6 protein-coding genes, 1 tRNA gene and 1 riboswitch are annotated in these 14,818 nt (G+C 64.3%); of the genes, 4 read left to right on the top strand and 3 right to left on the bottom strand.

Annotated elements, in window-relative coordinates:
* Positions 1–48 precede the first annotated feature (48 nt).
* Together AB0N72_RS13140 and AB0N72_RS13135 are read left to right on the top strand one after the other, a co-directional pair.
* A complete protein-coding gene (locus AB0N72_RS13140; protein ID WP_363930819.1) occupies positions 49–2,214 on the top strand; it encodes a RecQ family ATP-dependent DNA helicase in 2,166 nt (721 codons plus the stop codon).
* A 110-nt stretch (positions 2,215–2,324) separates the two neighbouring features.
* Positions 2,325–3,764, top strand: coding sequence for an MFS transporter (locus AB0N72_RS13135; protein ID WP_363930818.1), 1,440 nt, complete (start codon positions 2,325–2,327; stop codon positions 3,762–3,764).
* 90 nt (positions 3,765–3,854) lie between these two features.
* Here the strand turns inward: AB0N72_RS13135 and AB0N72_RS13130 are convergent.
* Together AB0N72_RS13130 and AB0N72_RS13125 are read right to left on the bottom strand one after the other, a co-directional pair.
* Positions 3,855–3,942: transfer RNA gene (locus AB0N72_RS13130), tRNA-Ser, on the bottom strand.
* 145 nt (positions 3,943–4,087) lie between these two features.
* Positions 4,088–6,361 carry a prolyl oligopeptidase family serine peptidase gene (locus AB0N72_RS13125; protein WP_363930817.1) on the bottom strand — a complete coding sequence of 758 codons (2,274 nt, stop codon included), beginning with the start codon at positions 6,359–6,361 and terminating at the stop codon, positions 4,088–4,090.
* Positions 6,362–6,422: 61 nt separating this feature from the next.
* Between AB0N72_RS13125 and AB0N72_RS13120 the strand changes: the two genes are divergently transcribed.
* Entirely contained in the window at positions 6,423–8,357 is a 1,935-nt protein-coding gene (locus AB0N72_RS13120) for an FAD/NAD(P)-binding protein (protein ID WP_363930816.1), read from the top strand.
* Positions 8,358–8,432: 75 nt separating this feature from the next.
* Positions 8,433–8,531, top strand: a riboswitch (glycine riboswitch).
* Between the two features lie 144 nt (positions 8,532–8,675).
* Complete coding sequence (cycA, locus tag AB0N72_RS13115) at positions 8,676–10,136, top strand: D-serine/D-alanine/glycine transporter (RefSeq protein ID WP_363930815.1); 1,461 nt, start codon at positions 8,676–8,678, stop codon at positions 10,134–10,136.
* 77 nt (positions 10,137–10,213) lie between these two features.
* On the opposite strand, the gene AB0N72_RS13110 is transcribed toward cycA, so the two are convergent.
* On the bottom strand, positions 10,214–14,749 hold the full coding sequence (locus AB0N72_RS13110; protein ID WP_363930814.1) for an ExeM/NucH family extracellular endonuclease: 4,536 nt from the start codon (positions 14,747–14,749) through the stop codon (positions 10,214–10,216).
* Between the last annotated feature and the right edge of the window lie 69 nt (positions 14,750–14,818).

The raw sequence follows: 14,818 nt of genomic DNA, 5'->3' as shown, positions 1-14,818 counted from the left end.
CCGTATCCGTCCGCTATCGCTGTCAGGGGCGACTGGAATACTGGGGTCATGGCCAACATCTCCCCAAACACAGCCGTTCCCGTGCAGTCAGCAACCCAACGGGAGGCGCTGGCATGCCTTCGCGAACTTGTTGGCCACCCCGAGGCGCAGTTCCACGATGGCCAGTTCGAAGCGATCGAGGCGTTGGTGGATGCCGGCCGCAGGGCACTGGTCGTCCAACGCACGGGCTGGGGGAAGTCTGCTGTCTACTTCGTGTCGTCGCTGCTCTTGCGCCGCAGGGGAGCCGGGCCCACGCTGATCGTTTCACCCCTGCTGGCGTTGATGCGCGACCAAGTGGCCGCAGCGGCACGTGCAGGCGTCCGGGCGGTGGCCATCAACTCCGCCAACGCCCTTGAATGGGACATTGTCCTGGCTCAGCTTGCCTCGGACGACGTCGATGTCCTCCTCGTGTCGCCGGAGCGCCTGACCAATCCCTCGTTCAGGGAGAACCAGCTTCCCGAGCTCATCCGGAGGACCGGGCTCCTGGTGATCGATGAAGCCCACTGCATCTCCGACTGGGGGCACGATTTCCGGCCTGACTACCGCCGGATCTCGGACCTCATCGCCCAACTGCCGGACAGCGTTCCGGTACTTGCCACAACAGCCACTGCCAACTCCAGGGTGGTCCATGACATTGAAGAACAGCTGGGTTCCGGGGTTCTGACCATCCGCGGTGGATTGGGCAGGGAATCGCTGCGTCTTGGCGTCCTCAACCTTCCCGACTCCCGGGACCGTCTCGGTTGGCTGCTGACCCACCTTGCGGACATGCCGGGCAGCGGCATCATTTACACGCTCACGGTCTCTGCGGCTGAGGACACTGCCCGGCTTCTGGCCGAGGCCGGACACAACGTCCTGTCCTACACAGGCCGGACGGACCCCGCCGACCGCGAGCGGGCGGAGCAACTGCTCAAGGACAACCAGGTGAAGGCATTGGTGGCCACCTCTGCGCTGGGGATGGGGTTCGACAAGCCTGACCTCGGCTTCGTGATCCACCTCGGAGCCCCGTCTTCGCCGGTTGCCTACTACCAACAGGTTGGCCGCGCCGGCCGTGGCGCAGCAAACGCAGATGTGTTGCTGCTTCCGGGTTCAGAGGACCGGGAGATCTGGCAGTACTTTGCCACGGCGTCCATGCCGTCCGAGGAAAAGGCAGCGGCCGTGTTGGCTGTCCTGGGCGACGCCGGTTCTGCCATGTCCACCGTCGCGTTGGAGGCCCGGGTAGACCTCCGCCGTACCCCACTGGAACTCCTCTTGAAGGTCTTGGCCGTAGACGGAGCAGTTGAGCGTGTTGGCGGCGGCTGGCGGTCCACAGGACGGCCGTGGCACTACGATGCCGAACGCTACGCCCGCATCGCCGAGGCCCGCGTGGATGAGCAGGACTCCATGGTGATCTACCAGGACACGGCCGGCTGCCGAATGGAGTACATCACGTCGGTCCTGGACGATGAAACAGCGGCCGCTTGCGGACGTTGCGACAATTGCGCTGGCCGGTGGTTCCCCGTGGACGTGGCCGAGTCGGCTGCAGACGCCGCGGGTCAGACACTCCGCAGAGCAGGAATTGCCGTGGAGCCGCGGCTCCAATGGCCCAGCGGGATGGACCGCCTGGGTGTTGCGGTCAAGGGAAAGATCAAGCCGGACGAAAGCATTGCCGAGGGGCGGGTTCTTGCCAGGCTGACGGACCTCGGCTGGGGTGGCGCCCTCCGGGAATTGTTCGCGGCCGGTGCCCCTGACCGCGTGGTCGATCCCGCCATGCTGCAGGCGTGCGTCCAAGTCCTTCGGGAGTGGTCCGGCGCGGAGGGGGGAACGGCATGGAGTGGCGTTGGCCGGCCCGCTGCCGTGGTCAGCATCCCTTCCCGGAGCAAACCACAACTGGTGGATTCCCTGGCCCAGGGTATAGCGGGAATTGGCAGGATGCCCTACCTGGGCCAGTTGCAGCCGGCGCACGGTGGTCCGACCGGGGCGCGGGGCGGCAACAGCGCCTACAGGCTTGCAGGCGTTTGGGAGCGGTTGGTCGTGGGGCCGGAACTTGCCGGGGCGTTGGCGGAGATCGGGAACCAGCCTGTGTTGTTGGTGGACGATCTGGTCGACAGCCGCTGGACCATGACCGTTTCGGCCCGGGCCCTGAGGCAGGCAGGAGTCGCGGCGGTTCTCCCGTTGGCGCTGGCCCAAGCTGGGTAGCCGCCGGTAGGAAAGCGTCATGTTGAGATCGCTCCCACATCAGGTCTATAGGATCGAGGAAACACCCTTGCTGCCTTCGCAAGGCACCAGCTCGAACTTGGACCGGAGTCATGACCACAAGACCCAGTGCTGACGTCGCCGAAACCAGCCACACCAGCTGGCGGCCGCGCCTGGCCCTGCTGGTGGCAGCAACTTTTTTCATGGAGTTCCTGGACGGGACCATCCTGACCACCGCAATTCCCAGCATCGCCTCGGACTTCCGCGTCGCACCTGCCGACATCAACGTCACCATGACGGCCTACTTGGTGACCGTGGCGATGGGAATCCCGCTGAGCAGTTGGCTTGCCGAACGGTTCGGTGCACGTCGGATCTTCTGCCTGGCAATTTCTGTCTTCACCATTGCTTCCCTGCTCTGCGCAGTGAGTACCGGCCTGACCATGCTCACGCTCAGCCGGGTTGCCCAGGGCATGGGCGGGGCCATGATGGTTCCCGTCGGCACACTGGTGGTCCTACGGGGCACGCCGAAGTCCGAACTGCTCCGCGCCACGGCGTACTTGGTGTGGCCCGGCCTGCTCGCTCCCGTCCTGGCTCCGATGGTGGGCGGCGCGCTCACCAGTTTCCTGTCGTGGCACTGGATCTTCATCATCAACGTCCCCCTCGGCCTCGCAGCGTTCATCGTGGCCCTCAGGCTGGTTCCGCGCACCCAGTTTGACGGGCAACGCCGTCTTGATTGGTTTGGCCTGTTGCTGACCACCCTGGGTGTTGGTGCTTTGGTCGTGGGGCTTGAAACCCTGGGCGGCCACGCGTCCAACCTTCTTGCCGTGCTGGTGGTTACCGCGGGGGTGCTCTCCCTCGCGGGGGCAGTTTGGTGGATGAGGAAAGCCAAGGTCCCGCTGTTCAACCTCGGCGTCTTTGGGACCAGGACCTTCCGTGCCACCTCCACCGGCGGGTTCATTTACCGGCTGACCATCAGTTCAGTGCCGTTCCTGCTGCCGTTGATGTTCCAGGACGGATTCGGCTGGGATCCCCTCAAAGCCGGTGTCATGGTCGCGGCAGTATTCGTGGGCAACATCGCGATCAAGCCCGCCACTACGCCGCTCATCCGGCGCTTCGGGTTCAAAGCCGTGCTTGTTTTCGCCTCCTTCGCGTCTGCTGTGACGTTTGCCTTGTGCGCGTTCCTCAACGCCCAAACACCCGAGCCCCTGATTTTTGCGTTGTTGCTCTTCAGCGGTGCCTTCCGCTCCATCGGCTTCTCCGCGTATGCATCCGTGCAATATGCGGACATCGTCCCCGGCCAGCTGCCCTCTGCCAACGCCATCTCAGCCACGCTGGTTCAGCTGGCGGCTGCTGCCGGAATCGCGGTCGGGGCCCTTTTTCTCCGGCTTTTTGAGGCGACCCACGTGTTCGGAACAGATCGGGTGGGGGCATACAAAGGAGCATTCATTGCCATGGCCGTCCTGATGCTGATCAGCACCGTGGACAGTTTGACGCTGCACCGTCACGCTGGGGCAGAAGTCAGCGGCACGGCAGCCGGGGCTAAGGGCTCCTGAGCGCAGGCGCCCTTAGGTCGCCCCTCCCACTCCTTGATGCAACATGCTTAAAACGCAAAAGGTCCCGGTTCGAAAACCGGGACCAATTCGCGGAGACGGGGGGATTTGAACCCCCGGTGGAGTTGTGCCCCACACTTCATTAGCAGTGAAGCCCATTCGGCCGCTCTGGCACGTCTCCAATCGCTACTGCTAGCCCACCAAGGATACGCAGAACGTGCCGTCCAGTGCAAAACAGGCAATAGCCAGGTGTCCGTTTCGATGGATCACTGCGATTTAGACCGTGCGCCCGGGCCAGTGCGCAGCGGACCATCGAAACGGGGGTGTCAGTGGCTGCCAGCGAGTGACAGCCAAAGGAAGTGGTTGCTGCGGGCCTGCAGTGCTGCGGCCTGCCGGTTGTCCGAAGCGCCTGCGTGGCCACCTTCCAATGCTTCGTGGAACCAAACGTTCGGGATCCCCATGGCCTGCATCCGCGCTGCCATCTTCCGGGCCTGCACCGGCCCTACGCGATCGTCCGAGGTGGCGGTCCAGATGAAGGTTTCCGGGTACTCCACGCCGTCCCGAAGCAGGTGGTAGGGCGAGAACGTGCGGATGAAGTCCCATTGCGCCGGCACGTCGGGGTCGCCATATTCGGCAATCCAGGAGTAACCCGCGGAAAGCTTGGTGTAGCGCCGCATGTCCAGGAGGGGCACGCCACAGGACACCGCACCGAAGAGTTCGGGGTACTGCGTCAGCATGTTGCCCACCAGGAGGCCGCCGTTGGAACCCCCCACGCAGCCCAGCCGATGCCGACTGGTGACGCCACGGGAGATCAAGTCCCTGGCCACGGCCGCGAAGTCTTCGTAGGCGCGGTGGCGCTTCTCCTGGAGTGCCGCCCGGTGCCATGACGGGCCGTACTCGCCCCCGCCGCGGATATTTGCAACAACGTAGACGCCACCGCGGGAGTGCGCGGCAGCCCCGTCGTCGGACGCGTTGCCCGCGGTGCGACGCTCCAACCAGGCCCGGCCGATGGTCCCGCTGTACGCCGGCGTGCGGGACACCTCGAATCCGCCGTAGCCGGACAGCTGGGTGGGGTTCTCGCCGTCGAGCACCAGGTCCTTGGACGCCACCTGGAAGTAGGGAACCTTGGTACCGTCCTCCGAAATCGCGAAGTACTGCTGGACTTCGTAGTCGGCGTCGTTGAAGAACGACGGCGACCGCTTCACCACTGCGTGCTCACTCGCCACACCGCCGGTCTTGTCCCCGGACGGCGCAGCACCAAGGGTTCCCCGGGTCAAGGTGGTGGGCGTCGTGAAGCCGGTGGCAACCAACCAGAAGTCGTTTCCGGCGCCCGAACCAGAGGTGTCTTCATCGTCCACGGCATAGGCGTTGACGTCATGCAGGGGAGGACAGGCGTCCAGGACGGTGGACGTCCAGGCTCCGTCGTCCTGCACATTGGAGGGGTCCAACACCCGGATTTCGAAGGAGACGTCACGCAGGAGGTTCAGCAGCAGGTAGTCCTTGGTCCAGCTCCATGACTGCAGGGACGTGTGCGCGTCAGGGGTGAAGAGAACCACCATGGCCGCTGAGCCAGCGAGGTAGTCCTCGAAGTCCGCAGCCAGCAGCGAGCCGGCCGGATACGTTACGCCGGCCACTTCCCAGTCCCCTTGGGGGCGGAAAAGCAAACATTCGCGGTGGACACTGATGTTGACGTCGGTGGGTACGTCGATCGCTACCCGGGAGTCCTCGCGCAGCAGCCAGGTCCTGCGGTTGTAGAAGTCGATGTAGTCAACGGCAAAGGTCCGCTCAAACCCGGGAGTGGAGTCGTGCGCCACCATGGCCAGCATGTGGTTTTCAGGAATTTCGAAGATGCGTTCAGCGTCCGCGAGGGACCCGCCCCTGCGGAGCTTGACGCCGGTCCGTGCGTAGGAGGACGACGTTGCCGGCAGGCCGTCCGCCGTGCTGGAGACCAGCAGGGTATCGGCATCCAACCAGCTGATGTTGCCCTTGGCGGTGGGAATGTCGAAGCCGCCCGCCGCCGGGTCCACGAAGGTGCGCGATTCGACGTCGAACTCGCGGTGGCGGTCAGCGTCCCCGCCGTCAGGGGAGAGCGAAACCATGGCCAGGCGGTACTCGGAGCCGTCCGCGGGACGAAGGAATCCGGCCCCGTGGAAGACCCATTCGACCCCTTCAGCCGCGGCCAGCGCGTCAATGTCCAGCAGCACGTCCCACTCGGGCTCGTCCCTGAGGTAGCTCTCCCATGTGGTGCGCCGCCAGAGGCCTTTGGGGTGCTCCTGGTCCTTCCAGAAGTTGTAGTAGAAATCGCCGCGTTTGTTGACCATGGCGATCCGGTCCGTGGAATCCAGGACTTCCAGGATGCCGGATTCCACCTCCGCGTAGTCGGCGTCTTCCAGCAACTCTTCGGTGCGGGCGTTCTGTTCCCGGACCCACGCCAACTGCTCCTCGCCGTGGATGTCCTCCAGCCAGGCATTCTCGTCCGTGGGTTCAGGCGCGATTTCCGCTGCGTGGCGCGGCCCGGAAGCTGGCGAGGAAGCCAGCCCGGAAGCCGGCTCGGTCTCATTCTCGGGAAGTGGCGACTGATCAGCTGCTGTGGTGGTCATCGCCCCATCCAAGCAACACTGTTCGACCGTAAGCAAGTCACTCAGAAGCTAGGCTTTGAACGTGGCTAAATCGCAAACCAACCGTGTTGCCCTTATTGGGGCCGGCCCCCGGGGCACCAGTGTCCTTGAGCGGTTGCTCGCGAACTGGGTTGCGGACGGCGCAGGGGGGTCCCTGCACATCCATGTCGTGGATCCATATCCCGCCGGTGCCGGCCATGTGTGGCAGCCGGAGCAGTCGCGCTTGTACCTGATGAACACCCAGTCGTTCTATCCCACGCTGATACCGGAGGAGCCCGGGTTGGCAGCGCCACTTGCGGGCGGTTCCTTCGATCAGTGGCGCGAGGCCCGGCGTCGGGATGGCATGGGCCTGAACGACGCAGAGAAGGCCGAGCTGGCCACCCTGGACTCCCACGACTTCCCCAGCCGCGCGCTCTACGGGCGCTACTTGCGGCAGACCCTGGCGGAGCTGCTGGACCGGCTGCCCGACGGCGTCGAGGTCACCTTCCATGAAACGCTCGCCGTGGCGGCGCGTCCGGCAGGCGGGATGTTCGACGTCGAACTCGCCAACGGCGCGACGCTCACCGTCGGTTCCGTGGTGCTGGCGTTGGGCCACATCGAGTCACGGCTGAATCCTGAGCAGAAGGCCTTCAAACGCGCCGCGGACGAACTGGGCCTGCTCTACTTTCCGCCAGCCCCGCCGGCCGACGTTGACTGGAGCGAAGTGCCGGACAACGAGCCCGTTCTTGTCCGCGGCATGGGCTTGAACTTCTTTGACGTCATGGGCCAGCTGACCGAGGGCCGCGGAGGCAAGTTCGTGGAGGCCGGCGCGCCCGGGGCCGGGGTGCTGGAGTACCGGGCATCTGGCCGGGAGCCCAGGATCATCGCGGCTTCCCGCAGGGGCACTCCGTACCGCGCCAAAGCTGGGTTGGACGGCTATTACCCCCGCAGTATCACCATGCGCTACCTGACCGAGGACGCCGTGGACCGCTTCCGGGCAGCAGGCATCCAGCCCGGCTTTGACCATGACCTCTGGCCGTTACTGCACCGGGATGCGTTGTGGGCCTACTATTCAACGCTGTCCCGGTCCCAGCCCGCCGCGATCAAGGACCCGGCGCAGTTCCTGGCAGACCTCGAAGACGCGCTCCAACCGCATGCCCACACCACCGCGAACTGGGAAAGCGATGTGGAGGTCCTTGTTGAAAAACACGTGGTCACTTCACGGCGTTTGAACCTTCGCGGGCTGGCGTCGCCGCTGGCGGGCCGGACGTTCGCTTCGCGGCGTGAACTGGATGCAGCGGTCACCGCGTATCTGGACGATGACGCGCGGCGCTCGGCGCTTGGGGAAGCCGACCCCGTGAAAATGGCCATCGGTGCGCTCCACACCGGCAGGGCCATCCTCAAGACCGTGGTGGCTGACGGCGGCATCACTGACGAGTCATGGCTGGCAGGGTTGCGGGGCTGGTTCGAGTCGTTCGTCGAAGGATTGGCCAGCGGCCCTCCCGCGCTGCGTTCGGAGCAGCTGGCCGCCCTGGCGCGTGCCGGCGTCGTAAGTTTTGTTGGACCGGACCCCAAGTTCAGCGTGGACCGTGGCTCCAGGGTGTTCCGGGCCGCCTCCCCGTGGGTGCACGAAGGGCCCGCGGAGGCGCGGACCCTGATCGAGGCGATGTCGCCTGCGAACAGGGTGGGCATCAACATCTCTCCGCTGCTTGAGCAGCTCATGGCCGATGGCTTGGTGCGAACCAAGATCATGATGAGTGTGGAGGGGACGCCGATGCAGACCACGGGCCTTGACGTCGAGCCGCACCCGTACCGTCCCAAAGCGGCCAACGGATCCGTCACAGAAAGCATGTATGTCCTGGGCCTACAGTTGTCCGCCTCGCAGTGGGGAAATGCCATCGCAGCGGAGGCCCGTCCGCGGTCAGGACCCGCCTATGCCAGTGGTCAGCGGACCCTCCGGGATGCTGACGAGATCGCCCGTAGCATCCTGGGCCTCTAGGCCGTTGGGGTTGCGCGGCCTGCCAGCCTTCGTTACTGTGTGAGCTGCATCACCGGATAGGGTGGTGCACGCTTATGATCTGCGGCGGGAGAGTCCTGCCGGTACATTTCGACAGGCGCCGTAGGAGCAAACCCTCCCCAGGAATCTCTCAGGCCCATGTACCGCCGCGGTTAGGCAACTCTGGAAAGCAGTCCGACAACCGGGCTCACCGAAGGTGCAAGCAGGCCCATGCCTGCGGAAACTCTCAGGTCTACCTACAGAGCGGGGAGGAACCCGAATCAATGTGGCACCTTGTGCCGCCTGAACGACGGAGTTCCTTTGACGATTCATCCTCCCACTGGCGCCGAATCACCCCATCTCGAGCGCCAGCTCAGCAACCGCCACATCCAGCTCATCGCCATCGGCGGAGCAATTGGCACCGGCCTCTTCATGGGCTCGGGCAAAACCATATCCGCGGCCGGCCCATCCGTCATCTTCGTGTACATGATCATCGGCTTCATGCTGTTCTTCGTCATGCGGGCCATGGGCGAACTGCTGCTAAGCAACCTGAATTACAAATCCTTCAGCGACTTCGCAGCAGACCTCCTGGGCCCCTGGGCCGGGTTCTTCACCGGCTGGACCTACTGGTTCTGCTGGGTCATCACCGGCATCGCAGATGTGATCGCCATCGCCGGATATTCGCAGGAACTATGGCCCTCCCTTCCCCTGTGGGTACCGGGCCTGATCACCATCGGGATCCTCCTGCTCCTGAACCTGGCAACCGTCAAAGCCTTCGGTGAGACCGAATTCTGGTTCGCACTCATCAAGATCGTGGCCATCGCAGCGCTCATTATCGTGGGCCTGTTCATGATCTTCAGTGGATTCCAGTCCGATGCCGGCCCGGCCAGCTTCACCAACCTGTGGAGCCACGGCGGTTTCTTCCCGAACGAGTCCATGGGCTCCGTGGCTGGTTTCCAGATCGCGGTGTTCGCGTTCGTAGGCATCGAACTGGTGGGCACCACCGCCGCTGAAGCCAAGGACCCGGAGAAGAACCTCCCCAAGGCCATCAACTCCATCCCCATCCGTGTGCTTCTCTTCTACGTGGGTGCGCTCATCATCCTCATGTCCGTCACGCCCTGGACCCAGTTCGCCGCCGGCCACAGCCCCTTTATTGCCATGTTCTCCCTGGCCGGCCTCGGCGCAGCAGCCACCATCGTGAACCTGGTGGTGTTGACGTCAGCCATGTCCTCGGCCAACTCGGGCATCTACTCCACCTCGCGCATGGTGTTCGGGCTCGCGCAGGAGGGTGACGCGCCCAAGGTGTTCGGTGCCCTCTCCGGACGCAAAGTACCCCGCAACGCACTGTTCCTCTCGTGCGTCCTGCTGCTGTCCGGCGTCGTACTGATGTATGCCGGCCAGGACGTTGGCAAGGCGTTCGACATGGTGACCACCGTGTCCGCGGTCTGCTTTGTGTTCGTCTGGTCGATCATCCTGGCAAGCTACCTGGCCTTCCGGAAGCGCAGGCCGCACCTGCACGACGCATCGGCGTTCAAGATGCCAGGTGGCGTGGCGATGGTGTGGGTGGTGTTCGCGTTCTTCGCTTTCGTGCTGTGGGCGCTGACCACCCAGCCTGACACCCTGCTTGCTTTGCTTGCCACGCCCCTATGGTTCGTCATCCTGGGCGTCGCATGGTTCTTGATCCGGCGCCGTCCAACACACCTGGCCCGTTATGCGGCGTTCCAGGCGGAGCTGCAGCGCGATGCCGAGCGCGTCCGGGAGCCGGAACCGGCGAACAAGTAACTCCGCATAACAAAACCGGGCCCCTCACGAGGAAAATCGTGAGGGGCCCGGCCTTCATTCGTCACTCGAGGAGGTGCTTAGCCCCTCAAGCACTTCTGGTACTCCAACCAGGCGAAGGCATACCGCAGCCAGCCCACGATGTCATACCACTTGGACGGCTTGGTGGGCGGGGTGCACTGTGGCGGTTGAGGCCCGCTGTCGGCAATTTTCACCAGCGCCTTGACCACAGTTCCACTTTCGACGGCGGTCAGTACCAGGGTGCCTGTGCCTGCGGCCGCCGCTGCGGGAACCTTGAGGTTCACCGTGGCCGCACCCGCTGTAACAGGAACATCGCCGAGCACCACGGCGGCACCCTTGGCGTCAGTGAAGACGGCCTTGAGTGTGGCGTTTGCCGGGCTGCCGATCGAGGTGAGGTCCAGCTTGGAGACAGCCAGGCTGATCGGCGATCCGGCCTTTACCTCGGCTGCCGTGGAATTGGCCACGGCAACCGAACGGCGTGCGAAGTCCGGGGACACAGGCTTGTGTTCGCGCAGGTACTTGATCCACGCATCCCGGTCAACCAGTCCGGTGTCCTTCGTGTTGCTGCCTTCCTTGAACACCCGGAAGTTGTCACCGCCGGTTGCCAGGAAGCTGAAGGTGCCAAGCCGGTACTGCTTTGCGGGGTCGATCACAGTTCCGTTGACCCAGATGCCGGTGATGCGGTCACCTGCGGGGCGGGCGGCGTCGTAGGTGTAGTTGACGTTCTTGGACAGCCCAAGCTGCTGGTACGGACGGCTGGGGACGGTGCCATCAGGGTTGGTCTGCCACTGCTGCTCCAGGAGAGTCTTGAACTGTGCGCCGGTGAGGGACGTGGTCCACAGGTTGTTCACGAATGGCAGGACCGCGTTGGCTTCGGCGTACGTGATGATTCCGTCGGGTGCATAGTACAGCTCGTTACGCAGTCCACCCGGGTTCACGACGCCGATCTCCGCCGCACCGAGTTCCGGCGCCTTGAGCGTGTCCACCAACGAGTCTGCCACTAGGTTTCCAAGCGTCGATTCGCTCGCGCGGTCATCGCGCTTCGGGGCTCCGCCGGCGGGGTCCGGAGTGAAGGCCGTGGTGATATCAGCGGTCACCGCGCCCACCGCCTGGTTGCCGATTTCAGCAGCCTGGGCAAGGGCCTTTTCCACGATCGCCTTCACGGCAGCCACCCGCGGGTAGGCGGCAACGAGGCTGTCAGCCGTGTCCGTTGTGCGGTCCACGACTGCTGCCTTGTAGGCCGTAACGGACTTGGTTGCGGTATCCACGGTCAGCGTCACGCTGCCCACGTTTTCGCCGTAGTTGCCGGTCTGCACAATCGGCCGGGTCTTGCCTGTAGCTTGTCCGTTGACGTCCAGGACCGGAGCATCCCAGGCGTATTCCTTGTGCGTGTGGCCGGTGAAGATGGCTGCCACGTCGGGGCTGGTTTCGTTGACCAGTTTGGCGAAGGGTCCGCCTGCGGCCACCTCTTGCTCAAGGGTGGCCCCTTCGGGCGTTCCTGAAGCAGCGCCGTCGTGGTTCTCCACGATGATGAGGTCTGCCAGGTTGTCAGCCTTGATCTTCGCGGCCACGCGGTTGATGGCCTCCACCGGGTCTCCAAACTCGAGGTCGGTGATTCCCGCAGGGGTCACCAGGGACGGGACTTCCTGCGTGACAGTGCCGATCACGGCCACCCGCATTCCATTCATGTCCAGGACTTTGTACTCCGGAAGGACCGGAGTGGTGGTTCCCTTCTGGTAGACGTTCGCGCCCAGGTACGCGAACTTTGCGTTGGTACCTCCGGCAACGACGCGGTCGCGCAAATCCTGCCATCCGCCGTCGAACTCGTGGTTGCCCACGGCGGAAGCCTGCAGCTCCAGCGCGTTCAGGACGTCAATGGTGGGCTGGTCCTTCGCCACGGAGGAGGCGAACAGGGATGCGCCGATGTTGTCACCTGCGGAAATAAACGCCGTTGCGCCCGGTGCTGCGGCCGCGCGGAGCTTCTCCACGGTGCCCGCGAAGAGCACGGTGTTGGAGTCGATGCGGCCGTGGAAATCGTTGATGCCCAGGAACTGCAGGTCGACAGTGGCCGGTGCCTCGGGAGCCAGGTTCAGGCCAACCACAACGGGGTCGTGGTCACTGGCCCGGAACTCGTCCCCAGCATAGTAGTTGGTCACATTGTTGTTATACCTGCTGTATTCGAGCGCCACGGATTCAACCGAGTTGATGTTCCAGATGTCGGTTCCTGTGACCTTTCCAGCCGCCGAAGGCGAGGCCAGAATGTGGTCCAGCGATCCCACCATGCCGCCGAACAGATACGAGTGTTTGCCCGTGCCGGCCTCAAGGTCGGTGTACCCCGCGCCCGTGAGGACGTTGATGGGATCTTCCTTGGCGTAGGCGTTGAAGTCGCCGATCAGGAAGACCTTGTCCGTTCCCTTGGACGTCTGGAGGTCCTTGGAGAACTGGAGCAGGGATTCGGCCTGCTTGGTCCGGGCGATGTTGGACGCGCCCTGGCCTTTGTCGGTGTCCTCCGGAGTGGCCGCAGAGCCCTTGGACTTGAAGTGGTTCACGATCGCGATGAACTTCTTGTCATCGGCCGCCCCGGCAGGCTTGAATACCTGTGCCAAGGGCTTGCGGGCGCTTGCGAAGGCCACGGTGTCGTTGTGGATGATGGACTCGCCCACGGGCTCGGCCGCAGCTTTCTTGAAGATGAACGCGGTGCGGATCATGTCTTCGTCGCTCAGCGGGGGAGCGTTGGCGGGAGTGCGCACGTAGTCCCACACGCCAGGCGTCTTCACGTTGAGCGCGTCAACCAGCTTGGACAGGGCATCATCCCGGTTCTTGCCGAACTGTGCCGAGTTCTCGATCTCTTCGAGGGATACGACGTCGGCTCCGGACTTGTTGATGGCCGCTACGATCTTGGCTTGCTGGCGTTCGAAGTTCTCCGCGTTGGCGGCACCGCGGGCGTTGCAGCCTTCCTTGACCGTGATCGGGTTGCCGTCGCGGTCGGTGTAGAAGACGCAGCCGCTCAGTTGGTCACCTGTGGTGGGGAAGTAGTTGAGCACGTTGAAGGAAGCGAGCTTGAGGCTTCCCCCGACATTTGCCGGGCCGTCGGGCCGGGTGGTGGTGAACGACGCCGGCTGGACGGAATCCGCGTTGGCGGGGGTCAGTGCGGTCAATGGCTGGAATTTCCAGGAGTTGTTGCCGTACCCCAGGATCACGTCCGTGCGGAACGTCGCTGACGATCCCACACGTACGGGATCCGACGTCGTCAAGTAAGGCAGCTGCAGGGCCTTCGTGGTGGCGTCTTTGAGGAAGTTCGTCGAGGCGCCGTCGTCAAGCTTGATGCCCCGAAGCGCGTTGTCCGCAACCACCGCGGCGTACTCGGGCGAGCCGTAGCTGGCCACCGCCGTCGGCTGTACCAAGGGGGACGTACCGGCGGCGAGGCCGATCTCGCCGTACTGGTTCAGGGAGTAGTTGTCCGTCACCGTGAAATCGCCTTGCGGCGCGACGAGCATGCCCTCCAGGCTTTCGCGGGCGGCGTCATTGGCGGGCAAAGCGAACGGAGTGGATTTGACCTCGGGTGCTGCCTCGGTGAGCTTCCTGAGCCCGGCGGCCTCGACGGTGAGCTGGGTCTGGTTGGCGAACTCGCTGACTGCGCCGGTGAGTTCCAGGTAGTCGCCCGGCTGGACCGCTGCCGCCGTCGTGGGTGAATAGACGAACAAAGCGTCCGACGCCGTCCTTGCCGCCCCGCCGTTGTCGCCTCCGGTTCCGGGCGTTTGGACGTAGTAGCCGTTGAATCCGCCGGTTGCGTAGACCGCGGTGACCTTGCCGCGCGTCGTCACGGTGCTGCCCACCAGAGGGCTGGCCGCCCCGGGACCCTGGATCTCGGCGATGCTCTTTACGCCGGGTTGCGGCTCAGGATCGGTGGGCGGGGTACCGCCGCCGTTTGACGCGGTGGGAGTGACGGATGCGCTGAGCGTGAAATCGGCGGCGTTGGAGTCTGTGTCCACGCCGTTGGTCCGGTTCAGGCTCTTGACGTCCGCGTTGCTGGTTGGTGCCGTGGCTGCGGCCGTTTCGAACGTGTTGGACGGTCCGTAGCCCAGAAGGTCGGCAACGGCTGGGTTCCCGGTGACCGAGCCGGCAGGAAGCGGCGAGACGGCAGTGCTCTGCTTGGCCAGGACAAGTGTTCCTGTGGTGCCACTTGGGTTCAGGGTGCCAGTTGCCTGCACGTCCGGAGCGGGGAGGGCGGGGGCGGTGGAGCTGCCATTGTTGGTGGCTCCCTGAACGAGGTAGTAACCCTTGGCCGGGATGCTCCCGGTCAGGGGAGTGATGCCCGAGGGGGCGGTTGTGGCGGTGGCAGACCTGTACTGCAGGGACCACCCTGCCAGGCTGACGGGAGCGTCCGAGGAGTTGTAGAGCTCCACGAACTTGTTCCTGAAGGCCGCACCTGTGCTGCCGCCGCTCAGGTAGGCCTCATTGATCACCACCGGCGAGGTGCCTTTGGTTACGGTCGGATCGTCCGCCGCGAAAGCGGGTGCCGCCGTCAGCGGGGCTGCGAGCAACCCTGCTGACAGGACTGTTCCCGCTGCTAATTTCCAATGTTGTTGGTGCATCCGCTCTAACTTTCATTAGGGAGCCCTGTGGGGCCCTGTGGACGACGCCCACCCTCTTGTGGAGTGGGC

Origin of the sequence: Paenarthrobacter sp. NPDC089307, assembly GCF_040685055.1 — a bacterium.
In the GTDB taxonomy this organism is placed as follows: domain Bacteria; phylum Actinomycetota; class Actinomycetes; order Actinomycetales; family Micrococcaceae; genus Arthrobacter.
This window is presented reverse-complemented; position numbering and strand designations above follow the sequence as displayed.

Coding starts and splice junctions, on each gene's coding strand:
- AB0N72_RS13110 (WP_363930814.1), bottom strand. CDS start 14,749: ATGCACCAACAACATTGGAAATTAGCAGCGGGAACAGTCCTGTCAGCA.
- AB0N72_RS13125 (WP_363930817.1), bottom strand. CDS start 6,361: ATGACCACCACAGCAGCTGATCAGTCGCCACTTCCCGAGAATGAGACC.
- AB0N72_RS13140 (WP_363930819.1), top strand. CDS start 49: ATGGCCAACATCTCCCCAAACACAGCCGTTCCCGTGCAGTCAGCAACC.
- AB0N72_RS13135 (WP_363930818.1), top strand. CDS start 2,325: ATGACCACAAGACCCAGTGCTGACGTCGCCGAAACCAGCCACACCAGC.